The organism is Kitasatospora sp. NPDC085464 (assembly GCF_044541955.1).
Classification (GTDB): Bacteria; Actinomycetota; Actinomycetes; order Streptomycetales; family Streptomycetaceae; genus Kitasatospora.
The window spans coordinates 50,901-74,415 of record NZ_JBITTM010000032.1 but is presented as its reverse complement, the minus strand read 5'-3'; the positions used below and the strand labels follow the sequence as shown (position 1 = coordinate 74,415).

At 71.1% G+C, this 23,515-nt stretch carries 26 protein-coding genes; 10 read left to right on the top strand and 16 right to left on the bottom strand.

Annotated elements, in window-relative coordinates:
- Positions 1-136: 136 nt before the first annotated feature.
- From ACIGG8_RS27230 to ACIGG8_RS27220, 3 genes are all read right to left on the bottom strand, one after another.
- Positions 137-547 (bottom strand): roadblock/LC7 domain-containing protein, encoded by a 411-nt coding sequence (locus tag ACIGG8_RS27230; RefSeq protein ID WP_396551445.1) that lies wholly within the window; start codon positions 545-547, stop codon positions 137-139.
- Between the two features lie 14 nt (positions 548-561).
- Positions 562-1,368 (bottom strand): ATP-binding protein, encoded by an 807-nt coding sequence (locus ACIGG8_RS27225; RefSeq protein WP_396551444.1) that lies wholly within the window; start codon positions 1,366-1,368, stop codon positions 562-564.
- A 1,056-nt stretch (positions 1,369-2,424) separates the two neighbouring features.
- The gene (locus tag ACIGG8_RS27220; RefSeq protein WP_396551443.1) at positions 2,425-3,084 is read right to left on the bottom strand and encodes an ATP-binding protein; all 660 of its coding nucleotides are present in this window, start codon (positions 3,082-3,084) and stop codon (positions 2,425-2,427) included.
- A gap of 343 nt (positions 3,085-3,427) precedes the next feature.
- On the opposite strand from ACIGG8_RS27220, the gene ACIGG8_RS27215 reads away from it, so the two are divergent.
- The 4 genes from ACIGG8_RS27215 (at position 3,428) to ACIGG8_RS27200 (ending at position 5,378) form a co-directional block, all read left to right on the top strand.
- The gene (locus ACIGG8_RS27215) at positions 3,428-4,309 is read left to right on the top strand and encodes a helix-turn-helix domain-containing protein (RefSeq protein WP_396551442.1); all 882 of its coding nucleotides are present in this window, start codon (positions 3,428-3,430) and stop codon (positions 4,307-4,309) included.
- A gap of 37 nt (positions 4,310-4,346) precedes the next feature.
- Positions 4,347-4,589: a DUF397 domain-containing protein gene (locus ACIGG8_RS27210; protein WP_396551441.1), complete on the top strand. Its 243-nt coding sequence runs from the start codon at positions 4,347-4,349 to the stop codon at positions 4,587-4,589.
- A 295-nt stretch (positions 4,590-4,884) separates the two neighbouring features.
- Positions 4,885-5,043, top strand: coding sequence for a hypothetical protein (locus ACIGG8_RS27205; RefSeq protein WP_396551440.1), 159 nt, complete (start codon positions 4,885-4,887; stop codon positions 5,041-5,043).
- Positions 5,040-5,378, top strand: coding sequence for a hypothetical protein (locus ACIGG8_RS27200; RefSeq protein ID WP_396551439.1), 339 nt, complete (start codon positions 5,040-5,042; stop codon positions 5,376-5,378). Before ACIGG8_RS27205 ends, ACIGG8_RS27200 begins: the two co-directional genes overlap by 4 nt.
- A gap of 414 nt (positions 5,379-5,792) precedes the next feature.
- Here the strand turns inward: ACIGG8_RS27200 and ACIGG8_RS27195 are convergent, their stop codons facing one another.
- The 6 genes from ACIGG8_RS27195 to ACIGG8_RS27170 all read right to left on the bottom strand — a co-directional run bounded on the left by ACIGG8_RS27195 (position 5,793) and on the right by ACIGG8_RS27170 (position 9,343).
- Positions 5,793-6,128: a hypothetical protein gene (locus tag ACIGG8_RS27195; RefSeq protein WP_396551438.1), complete on the bottom strand. Its 336-nt coding sequence runs from the start codon at positions 6,126-6,128 to the stop codon at positions 5,793-5,795.
- Entirely contained in the window at positions 6,125-6,403 is a 279-nt protein-coding gene (locus ACIGG8_RS27190) for a hypothetical protein (RefSeq protein ID WP_396551437.1), read from the bottom strand. Before ACIGG8_RS27190 ends, ACIGG8_RS27195 begins: the two co-directional genes overlap by 4 nt.
- A 136-nt stretch (positions 6,404-6,539) precedes the next feature.
- The gene (locus tag ACIGG8_RS27185) at positions 6,540-7,514 is read right to left on the bottom strand and encodes a hypothetical protein (RefSeq protein ID WP_396551436.1); all 975 of its coding nucleotides are present in this window, start codon (positions 7,512-7,514) and stop codon (positions 6,540-6,542) included.
- A gap of 171 nt (positions 7,515-7,685) precedes the next feature.
- Positions 7,686-8,189: a hypothetical protein gene (locus ACIGG8_RS27180; protein WP_396551435.1), complete on the bottom strand. Its 504-nt coding sequence runs from the start codon at positions 8,187-8,189 to the stop codon at positions 7,686-7,688.
- 240 nt (positions 8,190-8,429) lie between these two features.
- On the bottom strand, positions 8,430-8,804 hold the full coding sequence (locus ACIGG8_RS27175) for a hypothetical protein (RefSeq protein ID WP_396551434.1): 375 nt from the start codon (positions 8,802-8,804) through the stop codon (positions 8,430-8,432).
- A complete protein-coding gene (locus ACIGG8_RS27170; protein ID WP_396551433.1) occupies positions 8,801-9,343 on the bottom strand; it encodes a MarR family transcriptional regulator in 543 nt (180 codons plus the stop codon). The genes ACIGG8_RS27175 and ACIGG8_RS27170 overlap by 4 nt, the downstream gene beginning before the upstream one ends.
- 1,676 nt (positions 9,344-11,019) lie before the next feature.
- Here ACIGG8_RS27170 and ACIGG8_RS27165 point away from each other — a divergent pair.
- The 6 genes from ACIGG8_RS27165 (at position 11,020) to ACIGG8_RS27140 (ending at position 16,293) form a co-directional block, all read left to right on the top strand.
- Positions 11,020-11,649, top strand: coding sequence for a GNAT family N-acetyltransferase (locus ACIGG8_RS27165; protein WP_396551432.1), 630 nt, complete (start codon positions 11,020-11,022; stop codon positions 11,647-11,649).
- A 471-nt stretch (positions 11,650-12,120) separates the two neighbouring features.
- A complete protein-coding gene (locus tag ACIGG8_RS27160; RefSeq protein ID WP_396551431.1) occupies positions 12,121-13,458 on the top strand; it encodes a hypothetical protein in 1,338 nt (445 codons plus the stop codon).
- Positions 13,459-13,473: 15 nt separating this feature from the next.
- Positions 13,474-13,953, top strand: coding sequence for a hypothetical protein (locus tag ACIGG8_RS27155; protein ID WP_396551430.1), 480 nt, complete (start codon positions 13,474-13,476; stop codon positions 13,951-13,953).
- 15 nt (positions 13,954-13,968) lie between these two features.
- Positions 13,969-14,409, top strand: coding sequence for a hypothetical protein (locus tag ACIGG8_RS27150; RefSeq protein WP_396551429.1), 441 nt, complete (start codon positions 13,969-13,971; stop codon positions 14,407-14,409).
- Between the two features lie 252 nt (positions 14,410-14,661).
- Positions 14,662-15,564 carry an NUDIX domain-containing protein gene (locus tag ACIGG8_RS27145; protein ID WP_396551428.1) on the top strand — a complete coding sequence of 301 codons (903 nt, stop codon included), beginning with the start codon at positions 14,662-14,664 and terminating at the stop codon, positions 15,562-15,564.
- A gap of 171 nt (positions 15,565-15,735) precedes the next feature.
- A complete protein-coding gene (locus ACIGG8_RS27140; protein WP_396551427.1) occupies positions 15,736-16,293 on the top strand; it encodes a hypothetical protein in 558 nt (185 codons plus the stop codon).
- 87 nt (positions 16,294-16,380) lie between these two features.
- On the opposite strand, the gene ACIGG8_RS27135 is transcribed toward ACIGG8_RS27140, so the two are convergent.
- The 7 genes from ACIGG8_RS27135 to fxlM form a co-directional block, all read right to left on the bottom strand.
- Complete coding sequence (locus ACIGG8_RS27135; protein WP_396551426.1) at positions 16,381-16,671, bottom strand: hypothetical protein; 291 nt, start codon at positions 16,669-16,671, stop codon at positions 16,381-16,383.
- A 55-nt stretch (positions 16,672-16,726) separates the two neighbouring features.
- Entirely contained in the window at positions 16,727-17,473 is a 747-nt protein-coding gene (locus tag ACIGG8_RS27130) for a protein phosphatase 2C domain-containing protein (protein ID WP_396551425.1), read from the bottom strand.
- Between the two features lie 88 nt (positions 17,474-17,561).
- Positions 17,562-17,906: a MazG-like family protein gene (locus tag ACIGG8_RS27125; RefSeq protein WP_396551424.1), complete on the bottom strand. Its 345-nt coding sequence runs from the start codon at positions 17,904-17,906 to the stop codon at positions 17,562-17,564.
- Between the two features lie 34 nt (positions 17,907-17,940).
- Positions 17,941-19,164, bottom strand: a complete 1,224-nt coding sequence (locus ACIGG8_RS27120) for a lanthionine synthetase LanC family protein (protein WP_396551423.1) — start codon at positions 19,162-19,164, stop codon at positions 17,941-17,943.
- Complete coding sequence (locus tag ACIGG8_RS27115; protein WP_396551422.1) at positions 19,157-21,964, bottom strand: lantibiotic dehydratase; 2,808 nt, start codon at positions 21,962-21,964, stop codon at positions 19,157-19,159. The genes ACIGG8_RS27120 and ACIGG8_RS27115 overlap by 8 nt, the downstream gene beginning before the upstream one ends.
- 72 nt (positions 21,965-22,036) lie before the next feature.
- Positions 22,037-22,204: a hypothetical protein gene (locus tag ACIGG8_RS27110; protein ID WP_396551421.1), complete on the bottom strand. Its 168-nt coding sequence runs from the start codon at positions 22,202-22,204 to the stop codon at positions 22,037-22,039.
- Positions 22,205-22,277: 73 nt separating this feature from the next.
- Positions 22,278-23,513, bottom strand: coding sequence for a methyltransferase, FxLD system (fxlM, locus tag ACIGG8_RS27105; RefSeq protein ID WP_396551420.1), 1,236 nt, complete (start codon positions 23,511-23,513; stop codon positions 22,278-22,280).
- Positions 23,514-23,515: the final 2 nt, after the last annotated feature.

Sequence of the window (23,515 nt, the reverse complement as noted above, 5' to 3'; positions counted from 1 at the left end):
GCCGGTACGGCTGTCTGCCGGAGGCGTGGTGCGGCACGTCGACGCGGTGCAAGAGTTCCGGCGCCCCGGCCGGAGGGGTGTCGGCGGCGTGGGTCGGACAAAGCCCGTGGTGGCAGGCCGGCGGGCGGCCGGGACGTCAGGCCGCTCCGGCGGAGACCGGTGTCATGGAGTCGGCCAGATGTCCCAGCTTCTCCTCCATCACGCCCAAGGGGGCTTCGCCGGTCCCGGCCAGGGCCAGCAGCGAGCTGTCGCCCGCGACCATCAAGAGCAGCAGGGAGCCGTCCTTGTAGACCGACACGTTGTGGTCCAGGGCCGGTGGCGCGGTCGGTGCCAGGCCAGGGGCGCAGCCGCGGGCGCAGGAGACCAGACCGGTCACGGCGGCGGCGAGGCCGTCGATCACGTCGGCGGGGCGCTCGGGCCAGTGGGCGAGGACGAGCCCGTCGGGGCTGACCTGCAGGGCGGTGGTGGCACCGGGGATGCCGGTGACGAGGTCGGCCAGTTGCTGGGGCGCGAGGGCCCGGGGGCCGGACTGCGAGAAGAGGGACAACGGGTGCTCGACTTTCAGGAAACGGAGGCGGAGACGAGCGGCGTACCGGGTTCGGCCGCCGGTGCGGGTGGGGGCTGTTCGACGGCAGAGGCGGGCAGGTAGAGGCGGGCGCGCGTGCCGGTCCCCGGAACGGAGGCCAGTTCGGCGTGGAAGCCGCCTGTGGCGCAGGCCAGTGCGACGGTCCGCAGTCCGAGCGGCCGGCTGCTGGTCGGGGTGGGGAGCGGTGGTCGGAGCTTCAGCAGGGTGAGGGCCTGCGCGAGGGTGAGGTCGTCCATCCCGGGGCCGGGATCGGTGATGGTCACCACGGCGCCGCCCTGCGCGGTGCGTTCGACTGTCATCGTCGCCGCCCCGTTGACTCGGGTCGCGGCGCGCGCGGCGTTGTCCAGCAGCTCGGCGATCGCCGCGAGCAGTGGCTCGACCACCGCACCCGGCACGGCGAGGGCAGCGTCGCTCGGGCCGATGTGGACGCGCTGGTAGTGGGCGATCGCGCACTGGGCGCCCCGCGCGACCTCCAGGAGCGTCACCGCGTTGGCGCGGCTTTGGGGCCAGGGGGCACCGGCCAGCACGCTGGCGCGGCGGGAGGCCCTTAGCGCCATGGCGTTGGCGTGGTCGATCGCCACTACGTCCTTGAGCTGTTCGGAGTCGGTGACGTCGGCGTGCCGCTGGTCGAGGCGTCGGCGTTGCTCGGTCAGGACGGCGTGCAGCGGCCTGATGCTGGCCAGCAGGTCCTGTCGGGCGTCGTCCTGCGCGCGGTGGAGCAGACTCGCGAGCTGCCAGGCGGCTTGCCGTACCTCCGGTGGAGCGTCTTGGGGCAGAGGCATTCCCATGCACACCGCGCGGGCGATCCCCGGGAGGATCGTTCGGACGAACTCCTCAACGGTGGGGGCAGGCCTGGTCCGAGTCTTCACCGGGGTCGGTGCGCCGCCGGGCTGCTGAGCGGTGCGGCGGAGCTCGGAGTGATCGCCGTACGCCCGCGAGGCGGGTAACCGCCGGACCATGGGTCTTCTTCCTCTCTCGGCTCCTGGAGACACCAGGCGGGATTCCGCTGCCGTCGCGTTCTGGGTGCCGCTGACCGGCCGGGCGCAGTGCACCGGGGGTCCAGCCGGTCAGCGGCGGGATGCCGCGATCGGGCCCCGAGTGGGACCATCGCGGCGGTACGGTGGGGCTCCGGCTCCCGGGGGGACGCGCAACGACGAGGGCGCGGACCGCCCCGGGGGCTGCCCGGGCTTTCCGGCTGCTGGTCAGGGCCAACGGCTGTGACCCTGACCAGCCCGGTGCCGAGGACCGCGGACCCCTCGCCTCAGGTCGTGCGAGACCGGGGCCGACATTCCGCCGTCCTGGCACCTCGCCGGCCTCGTCACTTCCTCACCGAGGCCGGGCCGGGGGAGGGGACACCCACTCGGGGTGTGCTCCCGGAGTGCGCGGTGAGCCTGGCGCCCCGAAACGAAGCTGGTGCGCTGCTCTGCCGCGCCCCCGCCGAAGCGGCGGGGATGGGCCCCGGCGGCTGGCCGGGAAGTGCACAACCGGCCGCCGGGTCTTGCGGCGGGGCCACCGGCGCAGTTGGTGGCCCCGCCCGTTCTAGGGGCCTGGCGGCGCTTCCACGCGCTGGGGCCGGGATATCGGCCACCGGCAGCGAACCGGCGGCACCTGCTGTCCGATGACGTGCTGCAGCAACCCTGCGATCAGGCCCAGGAGAGCCGCAGCGCTGGGCCGGGCGTCGTCGGTCACTCGTTTGCTCCGGGGCTCCGCTGCCATCACCAGCTTCTGGTTGATGGTCCGGTCCGTTCGGCGTCGCCATGCCTGCACGGTGTGCTGGGCACGGCCCGGCGAGCGCCACATCCTGGGCAGCGGGGTGTACACCGCTGTGAGTCGAAGGCTCACGCTGCTGCTCCGTCATCACCGATGACGCCTCGTCGGCGCGTTCCTATCGTGCCGATCCACGGTGCGGGGCGCTCCTCCTTGACCCGGCGGTAGGCGTCCAGTACCGCGACGCGCTGCGCCGCCTGCTGTCGCTGCTGTTCGGTGGAGGTGAGGGGCCCCGAGTCGGCCGTCTCGTCGTCCGGACGGTCCTGGGCGAGGGAGAGAGCGACTTCGAACCAGGTCGTCTTCTCGTCCGCCAACGCCTCGTAGCCGGAGTCGGCGGCGTACAGGTTGATCAGGAGCAGGCCGCGGCCGGTTGTGGAGTCCGGGCCGGCGTCGCGCGCCTTGGGCGGCACGTCGGGCGCGGGGTCGGTCACGGAGATCCGCAGACGGCCGGTGTCGCTCCGGAGCTCCGCCTTGACCTTCAGCTTGGCGTCCGGGTCCTCGGTTTCGCCGCCGAACCCGTGCTCGATCGCGTTGGTCAGCAGCTCCGACAGGAGAAGCTGCACCGTGTCGGCCTCGTCCTCCTCGAGGTGGAGACCGGCACGGCGCAGCTCCAGCACCATCTGATGCCGCGCTGCCCCAACTGCCTTGTGTTTCACTGCAGTTGTTAAACCTACCGAAAGCATGATGGTCCTCCGGGTGCCGATGTCGGCTGACGGACGCAACGCACGCATGCGCGATCCGGTACTCGCCTGGGGCGATGACCCTCCCCGCGCGAGGGCGGACTCCAAGTCCGCTCGGACGCGGGTGGGCAGCGTGCGGGACTGCCTTGGCCGCTGATCGCCTGGTAAGGCGGCGTGCTGTGCAGGTGACATGGATGACCCCCGTGGAGAGCACGGCAATGATCACTGACCGTGTGACCTGAGCCACCACCAGTGAGTGCGCTGTACACACTCCCGCACCCGAGAGCAGAATGCAATAGAGCGTCAGATGTAGAACTACATAGTTGCGAACTGGCATTTGATCACTCGGTGGACCACACTTGATGACACATCAGTCAACGATGGGGGCGGGCACATGGCAGCAAGGGCGAAGAAGACGCAGGACTTGCCACCCTTCCTCCGACAGGTCCTCGGTAACAAGTTCCGACGCCGGCGCGAAGCGCTGAAGCTCAGCAGGGAGCAGGTCGGCCAGAAGCTCGACATCGCGGACTACACGGTCATGCGACACGAGACCGGCGACACTCTGATCACCGTGCCGCTCGTCCGCGCGTACTGCGACGTCTACGAGATCACGGACGACCAGGAGCGCACCGAGCTGATCGAGCTTGCCAAGATGGGCAAGCAGCGCGGCTGGTGGACCACCTACGGGGGCAGTCTGCAACCGTCGTACTCCTACGTCGTGGAAGCCGAGCAGATGAGCCGATTCGGCTCCGGGATCCGCACGTGGGAGCCCTTGATCGTTCCCGGCCTGTTCCAGACCGATGAGTACACCGGAGCCCTGTTCGAGCGGAGCCAGCTCATCTGGAAGGAGGACAACCCGCTCCCGCTCGACCAGGCCGTGGAGAGCCGAGCGAAGCGGAAGCTGCTGCTGGACGGGGACAACCCGCCGCAGATCTGGGCGATCCTCGGCGAGGGCGCGATCCGCACGCCGATCGGCGGCCCGGACGTGATGGACCGACAGATCCGCCACCTCTTGGACCTGTGCGAACGGCCCAACATCACCATCCAGATCGTGCCTTACGACACGGGATACAACCCGGGCACCGATGGTCCGTTCGTTCTCTACTCCTTCTCCAAGGCCGCCGACGACGGGGTGGTGTACTACGAGGTCAGCCGGTCGTTCAGCGATGACGTGGCCACTCTCGCCCGTCACACGAGGCAGTTTGACCTCCTGCGGGCTCAAGGGACGCACCTTGCTCAGGCGCAGCGATACTTGCACGACGCCCTCTCCAGCTAGGAGTCGGGCACACCTTCCCATCCCTGAAAGGCATGACATGGGCAATCCCCTGGACCGGAGCGCCGACGAGGAAGTCGTCTGGCACAAGTCCAGCTACAGCGGTGGCCAGAACGGCAACTGCGTCGAGGTCGGCCGCCCGATCGGCACCGGGCGTCGCATCAAGGTGCGGGACACCAAGGACCGGGAGGGCGGGACCCTCAGCTTCTCTCCTGAGGCCTGGAGTGCTTTCCTCAGCAACATCGATGCCGGCGACCCGCGACTGACCGGCGACGTGCTCTAACAGCGCAGCAGACGCAATGTGGGGACCTTGACGCAACTACCGCCGAGGTCCCCACACATCCTGCCTACCAGCCGGATCTGACAGGCGCCCGCGACGACGCCGGAAGATCACGGCGGGCATGATCAGTGTCCCCCGACGCCGGGCGGAGAGAAAAGACCTCCCCCGATCGCCACTCTGCCGCCATTCCGGCTCCACCGGCCCGTGACCCGCTCAGAGCCGCGGACCTGGAGCTACGCGAGCGACCGGTCGCTCTGCACGCCGCGCCCACCGCCGCCGACCGCGAGGAGGTCTCCCGGTGATCCCCAGTCCGCATCGGATGAAGGGCGGCGCGATGCTGCTCGGCGCCGAGGAACCCGGACGACCCGGCCCGTTCGGCACCTGGACCAACAACGCGGAGCCGACCAGAGCCCCCATCGAGGACACCGACCCGGCCGGCCAGGAGGAGGCGCGGTGAGCGGGGAGTGGAGCAACCCGGCATACGTTCCCGTCTACGACATGCTGCTGGAGCTGGAAAAGCGCCTCGACGCCCTGCGGCACGTCGGTCCCGTCGACGGCATCGACCCGCGGGCGACCACCGCCCTGCACGCCGTCCGGCTCGCCGCGGCGATCCTCCAGCCCGTCGTCCCCGGCACCGAGCCGCCACCGTTCCCCGGCGACACCGACCGGCTGCTGAAGCTGATCGCCAACTGCCGCGACGCCGCTCTCGGACTCGGCGAGTTCGCCCCCGCCGGCCCCGCCCTGCGGGTCATCCCCGGCGGCCGGGAAGACCGCCCCGGGCCGGCCGGGTAACGACCGGTCGTCGCCTCCGCCGTGCTCCCGTAGCCACTTCTCGGCGTCGTGGACCTCGTGCACCCGGTGGCCCGTGAGCTCGTGGAACAGGTCCATGTCGCCGGTGTCGAGGGCGATCAGGATCGCGGTGCCGCGCAGGGCGGAGGCGACGTTCAGCAGGTCCTCGTCGCTGTAGTCCTGCATCCGCCAGCCGACATCGCCCATCCGCTCGACCAGCAGCCTCAGGCCGCCCGAGACAGCCGCGGCCTGGCGGGCAAGAGCGGCAAGCTCGGCGTTCCGGTCCTCGGCCACATCTCCAGCGTGCGCCGGTTCAAGCTGGGCCGCCCCCGGAGCCAGGATCAGCCCGGGGATGTGGTTGTAGAAGGTGCCGGGACTCACCGCGAGGAGCTTGGCAATCGAGGTGATCGGCTCGGGTCAGGCCACCTTCGGCGTGCGGATCCCGGTGATCGTCACAACCGGCGGCCGGGTCGAGGGGCTGACCATGTAGGTGACCGCCAAGGTGCCGATCAGCGCGACTCGGTCGTCTTCGCCGTCCGCAGTCCGGGCGAGAGACAGGCCGCCGAAGGGATCGCTTGCTACGTCCTCTAGGCCAGCCAGCAGTTCGCCGAGCACCGTGCCGGCCAGCAGTGCGCGCAGTGCCTCGCGGCTCAGCACTCCGGGGATTCCAGCCAGCCGCTCAGCGCCGTCCAAGGCGCGCAGCTGCTCGCGGGCCGCGTCGGTGAGCACGACCTTGTAGCGGCTGGCGGTCACCAGGTGGCCAGCGCGGGAAAGACCTCGCCCAGCTCGTGCACCGGGGCGTTACCCGTCCGCACCGCGGCCGCTGCGGCGTCTATGTCGGCGTCGGTGGCGGTCTGCGCGAGCGCAGCCCACTGCCCGACCAGCGTGAACAAGTCAGCCGGGTCAGCTTCGTCCAGCGCCGTCTGGAACGCCGGGCGCAGCTCGGCAGGCAGGGCACGACGGATCGCCCCGACCGTGCGGGGCCGGTCGATGGGTCCCAGCGGGTAGTCGTGCGCCTGTGCTGTCATGGATCCCTCCCGGTACCGGCGGCCTGCGACCACCCTACGCGCGCCAGCAACCGGCGTCAGCCACTCAGTGCCTCGTCCCGGCGAGGCTGGCGGTCGGGACGAGGCACTGAGGCTAGCCTGCCAGGCGCGGCAGCTCCTAGTGGCGGACCAGCTTCACCGACCGGTTGGTGATCGTCACCAGCCGGTCGAGGACGTAGAACGTCGCCCGAAGCCGGTGGTCCGAGATCGCGTCGGCCTCCGGAGTCACCACCAGCTCGGCACCGGCCACCGCGGGCAGCAGCTCCTCGGTGACGTACGTCCGGTCGATCGCCGACAGGCCTCCGGGAGGCAGATCGTCCTGCGGGACGGCCTGGCGCTCCTTGTCCGGGCCGTGTCCGGAGGTCGCCCCGTCCGCACCGAGGCATCCGAGGTGCTCCGCGGCGTAGCCGTGGACGTACACCCAGCCGTGGCGGGTCAGCATTTCGTCGGCCTGGGTGTCGGCCACCCACCGGCCGGAGGCGTCTTTCACCGACCGGCTGCCCGCGTAGTTGCGGTCAGCGATGCCGTCCATCGACAACGGCGCCCGGCCGACAACCCACGCGTTGAAGTCCGCGTCGATGTGCCCCAGGCGCAGGTCCTTCACCACAACGCCCGCCCAGAACCGGGCCTCGGCCAACCTGAATTCGGGGTTCCAGTAGCAGGCGTGGTCGCAGCCGAAGAAGATCTGCCGCTCGCTCAGGTTCCCGTCACGGTCCCGCACCCGGGCCGGAACGACCACCGGCGGATGCCACAGCCCTGTCCAGTGCTGCTCCCATTCCATGTCCGGGACGATCGGCCCGTCGGGGTCGAAGAAGAGGCCGTTGCCGTTGCGGACCCTGCTGTCCTGCTCGCTGACGCCCGGCGGCGAGGCCGGCGCGAAGTAGAGCATCCCGAGTTCCTTGGCGATCTCCTCGCCCTGGCCGGGCTGCACCTCGTTGAGGCTGATCACCGCGGCCTTGCGGCCGCTGTCCTGCTCCCGGCGCTTCAGGTACGCCAGGGCCTCGGCCATCTTCCAGCCGTGCTGGACGTTCCAGTGCAGCACCTCCACCAGCTCGCCCGGGTCACTGCCCAGGGCGTTCCCCCCACTGCTCACGCTGCCCCTCCCGCTGCTTCATCCCGGTTGCCCCCGCTCCGGGATCCTTCTCGGTCACGGTGATCGTCCCAGCACGGTGCAGGCCGTGGCGGGGCCTTCAGAGAACTTCACCGCTGCCAAGGGGCGCACGTGGGTGACGACCCGGCGCGCGCGAGTATCCAGGGCAGTCGTTCACGCCGGGGGCCGGCGGCCGATGTCGGCGACTGCGCCTTCGGGCAGACCGTCGTGGAGCAGGTCCGTCATGTAGTCGATGTCGAACAGCGTCGCCTCACAACCGGCGAGGCCCGGCCAGAGGTCGCGGTCGAGGATCGGCACGCCGAAGTAGGCGGTGCCGGGCACCTCCCAGGTGGGATCCACGACGGTGCCGTCCGGGGTGACGCACCAGGCGTGTTCGAGCTGGAGGTTGAATCCGGCGGGGACCGCCCAGCCCTCCACGTACAGCAGGTGGTGTTCGGCGGCCGTCCATGCGGAGTTGAGGAAGCACCGCCGGGGCTGGAGCAGGTCGATGTGGCCGGGCAGTGGTGCGGGGGTGTGCAGGCGTCCCTGTGCAAGGACGAGTTCGGCGACGTTCTGCCAGCGGAAGGACGACTTCGCCAGGGTGCGGTTGAAGGTGGCGAGAAACTTCGCGTAGGCGATCAGGGAGGCTTCCGCCTCTGCGTCGAGCAGGCTCTGCATGCCTGGCGTCCTCCCCCAGATTGACACCGGCGGTGACCGGTTCAACGGCTCGCCGCTCGACGCTTCACGACTGCCAGCGCTCACTCGCATCTCGACGGTGTGGAGGCCGACCATCCGCGGCCCGCTCCTCCGCGCCTCGGTCCGGGCGGGGTGCTGGGCGCTCGGTGGTCCAGCCCTTCGCGGTCCGGTATGCCTCCCCGGCGACCGCGCGCTGGCCCAGCTTGGTGGGAGCGCGGTCTGCTAGCTGACCGCCGCCAAGTGCCGCTTCTTCGACGGCTGTGCCGCGATGGGGGGAAGCTCGCCGTCTGCGATCTGCTGGAGCGCGTCGGTGATCGCTGTCTCCATGTCGTTCTCGGTCTCGTAGCCGGCCACCAGCGGGTGCAGCGTGTACTTGTACCGGGTGGTGCGCAGGACGATGTTCAGCTCGCAGAGTCTGCGCATGGCCCTGGAGAGCACGCTTGGACTGGTCTCCAGCGTGGCGGCCAGCTCCTGCTGGGACTCCGGGATCGCACCGCCAGGCTGCTGGACCTCGGTCAGGAGGTCGAAGAGGTTGCGGGCCGAGATGGGCAGCCCCAGGGTCCGGATGTGCCCGAGCACCTCAGTCCTCATGATCATGGCTGCTGCTCCTTCTTCGCCCGGGGCTTTCGGGGCTTCGGCGTCGGCACCACCAGGTCCGGGAAGTCTCCCGGACTCAACCGCATCAGCATCGCAGCATCAAGCATCTCCTGCTGCGCATCTCCGTTCCCCTTGAAGCACAGGGTCGGATTGACCTGGTACATCGTCCGGTCCGACTTATCGCGGCGGATCATGTGCCAGTTCTCAATCCTGGTGAGCGCGGCCGAGACGTTGCTCCTGGGGAGCACCAGGAAGTCGGCGAGTGCCTGTTGGGTCCTGATGACCAGGATGCCTTCCTCCTGCTCGCCCATGCAGTACAGCAGAACCGCGACCTCGGTAGGGGTCATGCCCTTCGCCGCGATGACGGGGGCCAGTACCTGGGAGAGGAACGCGTTCGAGACGACTGACCATCCGCGCTTGCCCATCATCTTGTGGGGGGCGCGCGGCCTGGCGTACTCGAACTCGGTGACGACCCGCACAGGCCGCTTCTCGCGGGGAAGGTGCTCTCGCGCGGTGGAGGCTACGGCCTGCGCGAGCAAGGACTCCAGGCTTGGTCGTTCCTTGGCTGGGGACGACTTCGACTTGGCAGGCTGCGGCTCCGGAGAGCTCTGGGCGGCGGAACGGGGCATGAGGCGGCCTTTCACAGCGCGGGTGATCCGCAACTTAGCGTGACTTGCCTGCCAAGTACAGTCGACTTGCCCGTAGCGGCGAGTCGGACTTTGAGGCGTCGTGGCAACACGACACTTTCACCGCCGAGTTGCCAGAACAGGCAACTCGGTGTCGTGAAATCACGACACCCCCTCCCGAGATCCCACCACTCTGAGTGGGCGAGCCCATCGTGATGCGAGCATGCCAGCAGTGCTGTGCGCCTGCATGTCGTGATTCCACGACATGGACTTGAGCGTTTACGCAGGTCAGGACACTGCAGAGGGAAATCCCTCTTTTCCTTATGTCTCAGCCCGCAGAGGCTTCGGGGCGGTACGGCCGCGGGCGGGCGGGGAATGCTCCCTGCGCGAGCGTCGCCCGATGTGCCTCCGAGTTGCCTGTACGAGCAACTCGGGGCGCGAAGTGTTGATGTCATCACGACACTCCGGCGTTGGAGTGTCGTGATTCCACGACGACGGCTTCGGCGTTCTTGCAGGTCAGAGCAGTGGGAAGCTGCTCGCTCTCTTTTCCTCTAAACGCGCGCGGGCGCGCCCGCGCGAGCCACCGCGCCGCCTGCCGCTTCCGCAGCCCTGGTTGCTCCCCGTCGAACGGGACCCGAGTAGTTGGCTGGGCTTACCGCGCCGATCGCGGAGGTCCGGCTGCCGCCGGACACGGGCCCCAGGGGGCCCTCTCCGCGCTCCTTCAGCAGGATGGCTGGGACCCGTGCTTCTCGGCCAGCATTGGTGCTGCTCGCACTCATCCTGGCCTTCACTGGTCTCTCCTCCCCAGGAGCGTTGCCCGCGGACTGTGGATCTCTTATCGGCGCGATCTGACGGTGACCCAAGGCGGTTATCGGCAAGTGCTGCGGATGGTCCAGTCCGTACGGAAGGTAGACCCGCCCGAACGGGGGCAAGCCACTGTCTCGATGGGCGGGGGCCAGGTCGGGCCGTCCACGGCCCGACCGGTGAGGCGGCGGGCCGGTGGCGGGGCCGGCCACGGCCCTGCCACCGGAGCCGGCGGCTCAGGCCCTCGACCGGGGGCTGGTCCAGCGCAGCCAAGGCGCTGGCCACGGGTGCGGGGGCGGAGCACGCCGCGCCCAGCCACCTACGTCGCGGCGGTCCGCGACGGTCCGCGGTTGCCGCCCGGACCCGGTGAGAGGCGAGGCCCCGTGGTCAGCACACGTCACGCCAGGAAGCGGTGACAACCCGAAGAACTGGCGGCAAGGAAAAAGCTAGATTAATACGCGCCTAGACACTAAATTGGATGCATCAAGCATCTTCGAGACACGCGACAACACCAAGGACGCCATGGACATCACCGTCAAGGACCTGGCCGTTGAGCTACACCTGCGCATAAGCGACATATCAGTTCACGTCTCTGCCCTGTGCAGGGAGCAGGGGCCCGACCAGGTCGTCCGTGCAGCCTGCACAAGCAACGGACCCACGCTCCTGCACGGCACAGCTGCCGACGAGATCCGCGCCCGTATTCGCGCCCTCGCTGGGCAGCCCAGGCTCACCCCGTCCTCCTGAACCGCCTGCAGCACCTCGCCATGACTCACACAGGAACAAGCGTGAACGTCGCACCCCCTCCCTCCACCACCGACATCCGACTTCGGCCAGCGACCGTCGCTGACAAAGACGCTGTCGCCGCACTGGTCTCCCTGGTCGATCTTCAACAACCGGCCGAGAAGGTGTCCGCTGTCCTCGACGGCATGCAGCAGGCTCTCCAAGCCACCGAAGGCGAAGCACTGTCGCACAGCCGAGTCAGCTTCCTGATCGCCGAGGGACCCAACGGCCAGCAAGTCGGCCTCGCGGTCTGCGGACTGGCCAAATGGATGACGGAGGCACCCCGAGTCCTCCGGCATCAACTCATCCGCCGGTTCGCGACAGTCCAGGTCCTGGCCGTCCGTCCGGATTCGAGGCAGCAGGGCATCGCACGTGCTCTGCTGCAGCAGACCGAACAAAGCTTCCGCGAGGCCGGATACCAGGCATTGACGCTGCGTCACGGCCGGGAACTGACCTCGTTCTACGAGAAGGTCGGTTACACCAGCGCTGCGCGTCTGTCGCTACTCCTGCCAGCCGAGACGCGCCTGACACTCGCTGACCGCGGCTGGAGGCAAGCCTTCAAGATCCTCTCCCCGTCGGTCTCAACCACGGAACGGCAAGGTCACCCTGCGATCATCGACCACTTCTCGGACTGAGTGCGGCACGGCTTCGCTGAAGCCCGATGCCGGCACGTGGTCCTTCGGGGGCTTGGCCTGTTGCTGCCAGGCCAAGCCGCCTGTCCGCAACTCGCGGAGCTCGCGGTCGCCACCGGGTCGAGCAGGCCGCATACGCGGCACCCCACCGCCGAGCAGGGCAACGTGACCGTCCAGGGGTACGGGCCGTCCGGCCGCCGTACGCCGGATCACGCTGTCAACACGGCGCCGGGGTACGCGCCGGGGTGACGAGTTCGCGTGACCACCCCTTCCCCCGCACGACCGTGCGCTAAAGTGCTGTCGGCCGACCGCTGCGGTAGGCCAGGGCTCAGCCGTCCGGCCCGTGACCGGACGCGCGATGACGGCCCCCACCACGCTCAGCGGGATCTGCAGCCACCTCAGAGTCTTCCCGGTCGCCCTCGCATCATCGGCGTACCCGGGTCACGGGACCGGTGTACGCGAAGGGCTGGACCAATGGGCGAGAAGAACCGCGCGTTGAAGGCTGCCGTGCGGCAGCGAATGGCCGAGACCGGTGTGCCGTACCGGGCCGCGATGAACGCGGTGAAGGCCGAGTACGAGCGCGGCGAGCACGCCAAGCGCACGGACGACAGTGCTGGCGACACCCTGTTCATCGTGGACTTCCCCGCCCCGGTACTGGCCGGGGCCGACCCCTGCCCGGCCTGCCACGGCGCCGGCCTGGGCTCCACGCAGTACGAGCAGCGGACGGACAGCGGCATCGTCCTCATCGCGGACACCGCCTGCACCACCTGCTTCGGGTGCGGCCGCGCCGAGCACGAGACGCGGTGCCTGCCCGGCGATCACGCCACGGACGACCCGAGCGAGATTGAGGATTACCAGGAGCTGCTGGATCTCGACGCGGAGAAGCGGGGCGAGGACCCGGAAGAGCGTTGCTACTCCTGCCGGGGGCGCCGCTTCTGGTGGGCGCAGGCCATCAACGAGGAAGCCGCGGAGCAGGGGCATGCCGAGCTCCAGAAGCGGGCGCAGGCGCGCGGGGTGAGCATGGACCAGGTCCAGGCCGCCAGGGCCTGGGGCGAGCTGGACCAGCTCCTCGGCGACGGTACGCAGGCCCTGTTCCACCAGGGCATGGAGTTCGTACGGATGCCCTGCGGCTGCACCGAGGGGGAAGGCCGGCGGCTGACCCGCGCTCAGTTCGAGGCGGAGCAGGAGAGCGCGGCGCAGGTGCCCGGCCCGCGCGACGGCGGTCGCACGTACGAGGTCGTCACGGGCGGGTGGACTTACGTCTTCACCGGCTGCCCCGACCTCGGCAACGACATCCCCAGCACGGGGCGGGCCGGAGAGGAGCCGGGGCACGTCATCATGGCCGAGCGGCGGCGCCAGGCTGGGGTGATCGACGGCTTCGTGATGGTGCGGCAGGTCGGCCGGAGGGTCACCTACCGCTGGGTGGCCTCCGGCGAGCCGGAGACGGTACTGCCGCAGCTTCTCGCCGCCGTCACGGCCAACCCCCCGGCCCCGCCGGTCGAGGAGGAGCCCGAGGTGGTGGAGCCGGCGGAGCAGCAGGTGCGGCAGGTGGTGTACGAGGGCGGGCCCTGGGACGGCCAGGAGCGCACCGAGTCGCTGGCCTTCGTGGTCGGCCAGCAGGAGGTGCCGACGAACGGCGGCGGCCGCCTGTCCACCTGGGGCGAGCACTGGGCGGACGACATGCCGCGCTACATGCCGGTGCAGGACGGTCCCCGTCGCCTGCGCATGGTCTGGGCGGCCCCGGCCGACCCGGGCGCGCCGAGGGCGTACGGGCGGCCGGAGCCGCTGGACGACTTCGGCGACCACGACTGAGCGGGGGTCAGACCCATGGATGAACTGGAGTACAGGTTCCCTGAGACGTGGGCCGGGGCGCTGAGCCTCTGCGAGTACCACGCGCCCTTCTTCACCGAGCCGGAGATGGAGGCGATCAAGGAGTTCTACACCTCCTACCCGCTCGCCCTGGCCTACAACGAACTGCCCGACTACGACGCGGAGGACCCGGCGGAGGTACTGCGCGAGCACGCCGCCTTCCTGGGCCGCTGGCACGCCGCCCTCTCCACCCTGCTGACCGATCCCCGCATGGCCCGCCCGCACGATCCGCAGGGCCCGCGCTCGCAGCCGAAGTACACCGAGGCCGTCACCCGGTTCCTCAAGATGGCCGCAAGCAACTACACCCTCCAGCGGCAGTACTTCGAGGACGGCACCACCCGCTGGGCCCTCGGCCTAGGCGACGAGGATGCCTACCCGCCGTTCACCAGGACGGTCGACCTCACCGGCAAGACCCTCACCCCACTAACGGACGGCTGAACGATGAGCTTCGAGATGAGCGGAGCGCCGGCCTGCGCCGCGCTGGTCCGCACGGCGGCGCCGGATCCGGACGGCGGCGGCCCGGTCCCGATCCTCGCCATGGTGGTGGAGGGGTCGGTGCCGAGGGCGGAGGTGGAGGAGTTCGCCGCCCGGCACTCCTTCGCCCCGAACGGGACCACCGCGCGGGCTGCGGACTCGCAGACCCGGTGGTCGGTGGAGGCGGACGGCCGGGTGGTCTTCTCCCTGCTGGCCGAGGAGGGTCCGGCCAGCATCGTGATGCACCCGGGCCCGGGCCTCTTCCCCTGGACCACCCTCGCCCGTTCCCGGGGCGGCACCGTCGCCCTCGCCCTGATCCCCGGCCTGCGCTCGCACGCTCTGCCGGAGATCGCCCGGGCGCTGGCTTCCCGCGACCCCGCCGCGTATTGGCAGGTGAGCGCCGGCCTGCTCACCGAGTAGATCGGCCCGGGTGGGGGGTACCCGCCGGTAGGGCCACGACTGGGTTCCCAGATGGTCTGCCGTAGCCAGGAAGCGGTTGAGGCGCTGTACGGCTCCGCCCGAAATGGCGCCGCCCGCCGGTACCTACCGGCGGGCGGCGCCTGGACTGACGTGCGTTGACGACGAACGAGCGGCGCCGCACCACTGCCAAACCGTCAGCGCTACTGCCTGAGCCGGGGAACCAGCGGTCCGGTTGTTGCGTCCAGTGACTGTATGAACTCAAAGAGTGTCGAAGGGTGTGTCGTCGCCTGGCCCCTCGTATGGGCCCGCTTCCTGCTGCGCGACCTCGAGGGACGGACTCTCTGGCTGCGTAAAGCGGCGGACAGCGACCGCTGGGACTCACCCGGCGGCAACGTCGAGCACGGGAAGAGCCCCTTCGCCACTGCTCTGCGCAAGACCGAGGCAGAGATCGGCCTCGATCTGAGGGAAGTGAACCCCGAGCTGATCGCCCGGCAGAAGCTGATCGCGATGATCTACCAGGAGACCGACGCCACCCGGCCGATCCCCTCCATCGGCTGGGTCTTCGACGGCGGCACGATCACCGAGGAGCAGAAGGCCGGCATCGTTCTCGACCCGGGCGAGCACATCGAGTGGCGCTTCGAGACCGACTACAACTGGCGCGACCACATGGTCCCGAAGCAGTACCGCGAGATGCTGCAGGTGGCCCGCGCCGCCCGCTCCGACACCGTGCTCTACCTTGAACGCCCGGCCCCGGAACACCAGGACTTCGAGGGGATCGTCGTGTTCGTGACCACCCCCGAGGGTGAGCTGCTGATGCACCATCGCGACGACAAGCCGGGTATCGCCTGGCCTGGATTCCGGACTCCGATTGGAGGCTGGCGCGAGGGCGACGAGACGCCGGAGGAGACCGCGGCGCGCGAGGTTCTGGAGGAGGCCGGCATCACCATTGCGGGCGTGCGGCCGCTGCCCGGCCCCCGGCACGAGCGCGTCTCGCCGATGACCCGCGTCCTCCATGCGGTCTACACCGGGCCGAAGGACGCGATCCGGCTCGGAGACGAGGGACAGGGCATCGCGTGGGTGCCGTTCGCCGAAGCCGCCCAGCTCCAGACACCGCCGTACGTCCCGTACTACCTCGATCGGATCGCGACGAGCTGAACCGGCTACGCCACGGGGGTGGTGAGGCTTCCTGCCTGGATCGCGTCGAGCACCGCGTTCTTGATCGGGAGCGGCATCAGGTTCAGCAGACCAGCCCGGGAATCGGAACGACCAGTAGCTACTTCGGACAAAGCGGCCCACCGCCCAGCTAAGCCGGGCACACTGGGCGAGATGACGATGCACCAGATCACCGACCGGTGGCCCCTGACCATCGACCGGAAGCACTACACCGGCCTGCCGGACCCGCCGCGCACCGAGGGCCTGTTCCTGCGCGGTAACAACGCCGCAGTCCACCTCGGCCGGGACCTGGAGGGCCACCGGCTCCACCCGCCGCAGCCGAAGGGGGGCCAGCCACAGCGGGCGGCGTTCAGTTCGACCTACCCGGTGCACCCAGACGACTGGCCGGAGGGGGTGACCTTCTACGCCACGGTGATGTTCTTCCCCAACACCCAGATGGCCCTCTCCCGAGCGGCCTGGGAGGACAACTGCACCGCCGACGTCCTGGGTGAGTGGATGGCCGGCGCCCGAGAGATCGCCTTGCACCTCGAGACGCTCGGGTACAGCACGGGCCTGCGCGAACGCCTTCACCCGCCGCAGGACCGGCGGGACCGACACGTCCTGCGTTCGGTGATGGCATGGCGCACGGACGGCTTCTGGGACGAGCAGCACCGATACCACCCCGGTGACGGACTCCACCCGTCTGATCGCATCCTGCCCGCTGGCGAATGATCTCTGCGGGGTGTTCTGATCCTCTCCGGAGGCCGGCCACGCTGTCCGAGCTGCTGCCCGGAGGGTGACCAGCGGGCTGAGCTGGCGTTAGCCCTGGTTCGGTTGTCCGGCCTGGACGCGGGCGTGGTCCACTCCCGCCTGGATCTGCGCTACCTGGATGTCCCGGGCCGCTTCGATCCGGGTCCGGTTGGTCTGGCCGCGCTCCTGGATACCGGTCCGGATCAGGTCCGCTGTGCCCTTGGCAGCGGCTCCGAGCCCGGCGAGGCCGCCGAGGCCAACGAGGCCGGTGACGGCCGACTCGACCAGGCCGAACGAGCCGGATTGGTGCGGCGGTGGGTCGTTGACGAGGGGACCGCGTACTACTTCCTTGTCACTCATGGGGCTCATGGTGGGACGCGGCTCGGACAAACCGGCCAGGACACGCCGGAGCAGGTCAGGCTGGGTGGGGCAGGCGGATCACGATGGCGGTGGCGTCGTCGTACTGCTTGCCACGCGGTGGCGACTTCACCGCCTCCTGCTCGCGGGTCAGGCCGATGACGGCCCGGGGGCCGAGGTCAAGCAACGCCTTCATCAGATGCTCCCAGGACCAGCCGTAGTGGTCGGCCAGGCGGGAGGCGCCATCGGTCAGCACCGCGACGGCGGAGACCTCGGCCAGCGGCAGGGTAAGGATGACGGCGCGGTCAGCGGATTCGGGCCGGGTGGAGGCGACCCAGAAGCCCCGGTCGGTGTTGCGCAACTCGCTGAGGTCGGCCGGGGTGTAGCCGGGGAGCGCGCTGGTGCGGGTGTCGGTGACCACCTGCACGTCGCCGTTGGTGTGCAGGACGAGGATCGGGGAGTCGCACAAGACCAGGAGCTCCACCTGGTCCCCGTCGACCCGGGCGATGGCGACGGTGGACGACGGGCTGTCCGGGCAGGTCATGTCGCACGTCCGGCCGTGGACTGCGACCAGGCCGGATATCGCGGCGCGCAGCACCTCGGGCAGCGGCGCGGTGGTGGTGGCCAGCTGCAGGCCGAGGTGGGCGGCGAGTTGCTGGACGTACCAGCGGACGGTGTGGGTGCAGCCGGTGGGCATGCTGTTGGCGGTGGCGCCGTCGAGGGCGACGGCCCAGTTGGTCCCGGTCAGCGCGTAGTCGTCGCCGAGGGTGCCGGGGGTGGGGACGGTGGCGCAGGTGATTTCCACGGGCTGGGTCTCCTCCAGGGGGTTGGGGCACGCCGCTCGCTGACGCACGGCGCAGGGGGCGTCAGCGAGCGGCCAGGCCGGCAGGGGTTCAGGCGAGGCTGAGCGTACGGTCGGCGACGAAGGCCAGGCGCTCCTGCAGCTTGGCCCGGGCGTCGTCGCTGACGGTGGTGAGGGCGATCAGCGCGGTGAAGACGACGTCGCACAGCTCGTTCTGGACCTTGGTCCAGCCCTCCGGGTCATGGCCCTTGCGCAGGTTGTGGCCGAGGGCGCGCGACAGGGCTTCGTGCACCTCCCCGACCTCCTCGGAGATCTTCCCGAGGCGCATCACGACCTCGAGGTCTCGCGTCAGCGGGGTCACGCGGTCGAGCGTCGCGGTGATCTTCTCGATGGTCTCCAAGAGGTCGAGCTCCCTGGGCTGGTCCGTGTCCTGCATGTTGCTGCTCCTCTTGCTCTTGATGGTGCGGTGGTCAGCTGGTCAGCAGTAGGCCGTCCCACTGGATTTGCTGGCTGGCCGGTTGGCGGCGGGTGGCCAGGGCGAGGGCGGCTCCGGCCCGGCCGGTGAGGAAGCCGGTGCCCGGCTTGGCCTCGTGGAAGGTGGCGGCGGTGTGGCGGGCGGCCGCGTCGGCGAGGGGGCGGTGGTTCAGGCGCACGGCTACCTCGAGGACTCCGGCGCTGCCGTGGCAGAGGCCCGGGCCGGTGGTGTCCCAGGTGGCGGGCGGGCGGTGGGCGAGGGTGTCGAGGGCGCAGCGGGCCAGGGTAAGAAGGGTGGGGTCGTTGAGCGCCCGGCCGGTGTGGTGGAGGGCGGTGGCGATGCCGGGGGTGCCGTAGCACCAGGCGTCGCGGCGGCCCGGGGCGACGGCCAGACGCTCGGCTTCCGGCGGCTGGGCGAGGTCGTCGCCGCTGACGTACGGGGGCCAGGACGGGCCGGGCGCGGCCCAGTTGAGGAGCCAGTGAGCCGCGGTGGCGATGGCCGTCTCCTGGCCGGGGACGGAGCTGCCGGCCTGGTGCGCGAGGGCGAGCAGGGCGAGGGGCCCGGCGATGCCGTGCGCCGCCCCGGTGCTGGCGGTGCCAGAGGGCGGCAGCGTGCCGGGGACGGCCAGCGACTGCTCTTCCGCGCGGACCCACCAGCCGGGCCGGCCCGCCTCGTCGGCGGTGGTGATCAGGGTGGTGAGGGTGGTGAGCGCGGCGGTCAACCCCGGCTCGGCCTGCGGAAGACCGAGCTGCAGAGCGGCGAGGAGCGTGCGGCCGATCCCGGCCAGGCCCTTGATGGTGTCGTAGACGGCCCACACCGTGCCGGGCCGGCACGCGCGGACCCGCTCGGCCTGGTGCTCGGCGAGACCCTGGGCGCGGGCGCAGAGCCACGCGGCGGCTCCGGCGAGGGCTTCGTGCTGGCGCCGCCGATGTGGGAGGTAGGCGCTGCCATAGATGAGCGAGGCGGCCAGGGCGCCGGGGCCGGAGTAGATGCCGTCAGGGCGGGCGCCTGCGACGGCCCGGGCAGCGGCGTTCCAGTGCCGGGCGGCGGCGTCGAGCAGCGTGGTGTCGCCATCGGCCAGGACGGCGAGGAGCAGCGCGGTGCCGGGCAGGCCGTCCGCGAGGGTGGCGGCCGCGCCGGGGGTGAGGCCGGCGGCCGCCTGCTCCGGGTCGAGGACGGCGGCCACGGTCTCCTCGACCAGCACGAGCGGGTCAGGCATGGCGGGCGAGGTCTGCGGTGTGGAGGAGGTCTGCGGCGAGGGAGCGGGCCAGCTGCTCGCGGGTGCGGTCGGTGCCGAGGAGGCGGTTGCAGTGCATGTGGATGAGGTCGGAGGCGCACAGTGGTGCCACCTCGTCGGCGAGGTGCGGCCGGTAGGCGCTCAGGGCGGTCAGCAGGGTGTTCCACGGGTCGGTGAGCTCTGGGGGGACGGTGGCTGTGCGGCATTCGGCACGTAGCGCTTCGCGGCGGCGGCGCAGGTCGGCCGGGAGGGGACGGGGGCGGGCGGCGGCGGGGGTGTTGAGGGTGCGGGCGATGGCAGCGGCGGTGTGGGCGGCGAGGATGAGCCGTTGGTCGTCGTCCAGGTCGAAGAGGGCGGCGCGGGCGAGGACGGAGTCGGCGGCGAACACCTTCTCGGCCGCACCGATCGCCTCGGGCCCCCCGTAGCGCTGGGTCTCGCGCTGGTACGCCGCGGTGACAAGGTGGCCGGTGGTCAGGTGCTGCTCGGCCAGCAGCTCGGCGAGGCCGGCGAGGCCCTGCTGAACCTCGGCCAGCAGCTCGGGGGCGCCGTGATAGCGCAGGCGCACGTGGGGGCCGAGTTCGGGGGTGGCGTACCGCAGCCAGTAGAACAACTTGACTGGGTACATCGGCAGCTGGGTGAGGATCGCGTCCTGGTGCCGGACCGGGGCGGGCAGGGCGAGGGACAGCCAGGTGCCGCCGGGGAGGGTGGTGTCGGCCACCCGGGCCCGGGCGGCGGTGCGGGGGTCGAGGCGAACCGGCTGCTCGGCCTGGTGCTGCTGGCGCAGGGCGACGACGAGTTCGAGGTGGTGGCGGCCATCCGGACCGTGCACCGGTGGCTGGCCGGGCAGCACCTCGCTGACGGAGCGGCAGCCGAGGCGAACACTACGGCGCAGCAGTTCGCGATGGTCCTGGTCGGCCAGGTCGATGGGGAGGTGTCGGTCGCTCTCCTCGATCACGACCTGCTGCGGGACCGGCATGGTGGGACGGGCCAGCCAGTCGGCGAGGTGGGCGTGCCAGCGGTCACGGTGGTCGACCAGCTCGTGGAGTGCCTGGGGGAGGAGCCAGCGCTGGGGGGCGAGGACTGTGGAGCGGTAGGTGACCCGGGGGGTGTAGGGGGCGAGGGCGGCGGGGCCCCAGGACCAGGGGTGCCAGGGCCTCTCGTCCGCGTGCCCGAGCAGGTGGAGGAGCTGGGCGGCCGGGGGCAGGAGCGCGCGGGTGATCCGGCTGAGCAGCACCGGCCGGACCGCGCGGCCGAGGCCGGGAGAGTAGAGGGTGAGGTGACCGGCCGGAGTGGTGGTCACGTACAGGGTGCGGGGGTCGAGGTCCCGGGCATCGGTGAGGGGCAGGCCCACCGGGATGCGGTACGCCGTCCGCCCGCTCTCCACCGCCAGCGCCCCGGTGCTGGTGGTGAGGGGGCGGCAGACGATCTCGGCCAGCACCGGATCGCTGCCGGCCTGCTGCTCGGCGGCCAGGTTCGGCAGGTAGCGGGAGAGGCGTCCGGCGGCCGACCCGGCATCCTGCGCAGCGTGGGTGCCGATGGCCAGGGCGAGGCGGCCGCCGTCGTCCTCCCGGACCCGGACGTGGACCTCGGCCGTACGCGGCGGGCGACCTTCGCCGTGGTGGGCCAGCGCGTCCACCATCTCCTCGGTCAGCTCCACCTCGTGCTCGCCGCGCGCGGTCGCGGCGAGCAGCATCCCGAGGAGGAGCTGGGTGCGGCGGTCGTCCAGGTCGGAGCGGGCGCCGATCGCGTCCTCCGGCCCGGGCGGACCGATCCCGATGGCCGGGTCGACGGCTTCGAGCAGCGGGACCAGGCGGTGCGACCCGTACGCCTCGCGGAACCGCGCTGTCCAGACTTGCAGCGGCGCGGTGCGGTGGCCGATGCGCCAGAGGGTGTCGACGGTCCGCGCCGCCTCCTTGCCCACCGTGGCCGGGAGGCGCAGGTGGGTCTCGGCGATGGTGTCGCAGGTCAGCGGGCGCTCGGTGGGGTGGATCGCGTCGGCCGCCCGCCGGGCGGCGTGCAGGAGGGGCAGACGCTCCGGGGCGCCGGGCCGGTGCCGGTCCGCGTCGGCGAGCAGCGCGCGCAGGTCGAGCACGGCGGTGCGAAGGCCGGCGGCCGGGGGGAGCTTCGTGGCGAGGTGGCCGAGCGGGTCGCGGGTGAGGTCGGCGGGCAGGAGGTCGGTCAGGAGCAGGCCGGTGCGGACCAGCGCGGTGATCGCGCCCCGGACGGCGGCGGTATCGGCGCCGGGCCAGCGCGCGAGCGCCGCGCTGACGATCTGCCCGGCCGGGGCCCCGCCGCTGCGGCCGCACTCGCGCATCAGCCAGCTGGACACCTCGGTCACCCGGGCCGTGCCCTGCTGCGCGGTGCCGTCCGGCCCCGGGTGCTCGACCTCCAGCACCGCGCCGCGCTGCAGCGCGGTCGGGTTGGCGAAGAGGCGGAGCTGGTCGAGCCCGTCCGGGAGGTCGAGGGCATGGTCGGCGACGGCAGCGAGCCAGGCCGGGCTGGGGAGCGTGGCGCAGCGGTGCTCCTCGCCCAGCAGAAGAACCGGCTCGCCGGAGGCCAGGTGGGCGGTGGTGGCGGCGGCCCACACGCCGTTGGGGGTGGTGCGGGTGCGGGCGCGCAGGGCGTAGGCGGCCCGGGCCAGCGCGCCACCGGAGGCGGCGTCAAGGTCGCGGGAGGCGAGGAACAGCCCCTCGGTGATCAGCCCGCCGGTCTTCGGGCCGTTGGCCGCCAGGAGCGGGAGGCGGGCGAGCGCCACCGGGTCGGGCACGAGACGGCTGTGCACGGGCGGGTCCCCCTTGGTCGAACGGCCGGGTGGGCGGCACCGGAGCCGCCGGTGCCGCCCACCCGTCTCCTGCTACAGCTGGTCCGGGATCAGGCAGCCGCTGGTCGGCCCGGCCGGGGGCGATTCCCCGCAGCCGTCGCCGGTGGTGTCGCCCTCGGTGTCCGCGTAGTTCTCGCGCACAGCGGTGAGCGGCGTGTTCGTCGCGTCGAGCACGAAGGCGTCCAGCAGTGTGGCGGTCATGTGCATCCTCCTTCCATCGTCCGGGTGGGGATGGTGCGCCCGGACCGCGCGGGTCCGGGAGTGTGGGTGGCCGTCAGGACTTCGGCCAGGTGAGGACCATCGGCGCGCCGGGCCGTTCCAACGACCGGCCCAGGGCCATGGTCGCGGGGTCGGTGCCCTCGTCGTAGACGTGGAGGACGGGGCCGGGGCGTCCCCGGTGGTCCCGGTCCCATTCCCGCAGGCTCTCCACCAGCGTCTCGGCCAGCGCCTGGTCATCGCCGTGGAGGATCACGCCGTACTCGTACCGGTCGCTCTTCTCCTCGACCGGGCGCATCGTCACGTAAGCCGCGGCGGTGGAGTCGGTGGTCCAGGTGAGCGGGGTACCGCCGGGCAGCGCCCGCAGGGCGGACTCCTTCGGGTCCGTCAGCAGGGTGCCGTAGGTGTCGAGGACAGTGGCGAACCACAGGTCGATTACCGGCCTGGTCCCCTCGCTCGACCCGACCTCGACGCCGGACCAGCGCGGGGTGCCGGTGGTGTCGAGTGCCTTCGCCAGGGCCTCGGGGTCGAGCGGCTGGGTGCCGTCGACCCGCACGCGAGCCCCGGGGGTCAGCGCGTGCATCCGGGTGGAGCTCGCCGCTTCCCCCCGCATCGCCACGAAGCCGCAGGGCAGCCAGCCGCCGCCGCTGTAGTGCCCTTCGCCGTTGGGAGTGAGGGCAACGAGGCGGCCGAGGCCGCGCACCCGCAACGGGACGACGAGCACGCCCTTGGGGTCGAGCTGGTCGAGCCAGGCCTGTTCGATGGCGGCCGCCTGCACGGTGACTTCGATCCGGTCGTACGGGGCCGCGTCGGGGACGCCGTGCGCGCCGTCGCCGGTGACGATGCGGACGGCGTCCTCCAGGCCGGCCGCTCGCAGGCAGCGGCGGGCCCGCGAGGTCACTGCCGGGTCAATGTCGATGCTGGTCACTGCGCCAGCGTCGCCGACCAACTGGTGGAGGAGGGCTGCGTTGTAGCCCCCGGAGCCGATCTCCAGCACCGAGTTGCCCGGCTGCGGCCGAAGGTACTCCAGCATCTGCGCCACCAGCCACGGCGCGCTGACCGAGCTGAGGAGCCGGCCGTCGCCGTCGCGGTCGGTGGGCTGGTAGTCGTCCTTGTACGCCTCGCTCAACTCGACGTCCGGGACGAAGAGGTGGCGGGGTGTCGCCCGGAACGCCGCGGCGATCTCCGGGGTGGTGATCCTGCCCGCCTGCTCCAGCGCGTGGATGAGCTGGTGGTTCAGCTCGCCTGCCTCGGCAGCCAGCTCTGTGACGCTGCGATCACTGACGGTCTTCATTC

Coding starts and splice junctions, on each gene's coding strand:
- ACIGG8_RS27225 (WP_396551444.1), bottom strand. CDS start 1,368: ATGCCTCTGCCCCAAGACGCTCCACCGGAGGTACGGCAAGCCGCCTGG.
- ACIGG8_RS27220 (WP_396551443.1), bottom strand. CDS start 3,084: ATGCGTGCGTTGCGTCCGTCAGCCGACATCGGCACCCGGAGGACCATC.
- ACIGG8_RS27215 (WP_396551442.1), top strand. CDS start 3,428: ATGGCAGCAAGGGCGAAGAAGACGCAGGACTTGCCACCCTTCCTCCGA.
- ACIGG8_RS27210 (WP_396551441.1), top strand. CDS start 4,347: ATGGGCAATCCCCTGGACCGGAGCGCCGACGAGGAAGTCGTCTGGCAC.
- ACIGG8_RS27190 (WP_396551437.1), bottom strand. CDS start 6,403: ATGACAGCACAGGCGCACGACTACCCGCTGGGACCCATCGACCGGCCC.
- ACIGG8_RS27180 (WP_396551435.1), bottom strand. CDS start 8,189: ATGCAGAGCCTGCTCGACGCAGAGGCGGAAGCCTCCCTGATCGCCTAC.
- ACIGG8_RS27175 (WP_396551434.1), bottom strand. CDS start 8,804: ATGATCATGAGGACTGAGGTGCTCGGGCACATCCGGACCCTGGGGCTG.
- ACIGG8_RS27160 (WP_396551431.1), top strand. CDS start 12,121: ATGGGCGAGAAGAACCGCGCGTTGAAGGCTGCCGTGCGGCAGCGAATG.
- ACIGG8_RS27155 (WP_396551430.1), top strand. CDS start 13,474: ATGGATGAACTGGAGTACAGGTTCCCTGAGACGTGGGCCGGGGCGCTG.
- ACIGG8_RS27150 (WP_396551429.1), top strand. CDS start 13,969: ATGAGCGGAGCGCCGGCCTGCGCCGCGCTGGTCCGCACGGCGGCGCCG.
- ACIGG8_RS27145 (WP_396551428.1), top strand. CDS start 14,662: ATGAACTCAAAGAGTGTCGAAGGGTGTGTCGTCGCCTGGCCCCTCGTA.
- ACIGG8_RS27140 (WP_396551427.1), top strand. CDS start 15,736: ATGACGATGCACCAGATCACCGACCGGTGGCCCCTGACCATCGACCGG.
- ACIGG8_RS27135 (WP_396551426.1), bottom strand. CDS start 16,671: ATGAGTGACAAGGAAGTAGTACGCGGTCCCCTCGTCAACGACCCACCG.
- ACIGG8_RS27125 (WP_396551424.1), bottom strand. CDS start 17,906: ATGCAGGACACGGACCAGCCCAGGGAGCTCGACCTCTTGGAGACCATC.
- ACIGG8_RS27120 (WP_396551423.1), bottom strand. CDS start 19,164: ATGCCTGACCCGCTCGTGCTGGTCGAGGAGACCGTGGCCGCCGTCCTC.
- ACIGG8_RS27110 (WP_396551421.1), bottom strand. CDS start 22,204: ATGACCGCCACACTGCTGGACGCCTTCGTGCTCGACGCGACGAACACG.
- fxlM (WP_396551420.1), bottom strand. CDS start 23,513: ATGAAGACCGTCAGTGATCGCAGCGTCACAGAGCTGGCTGCCGAGGCA.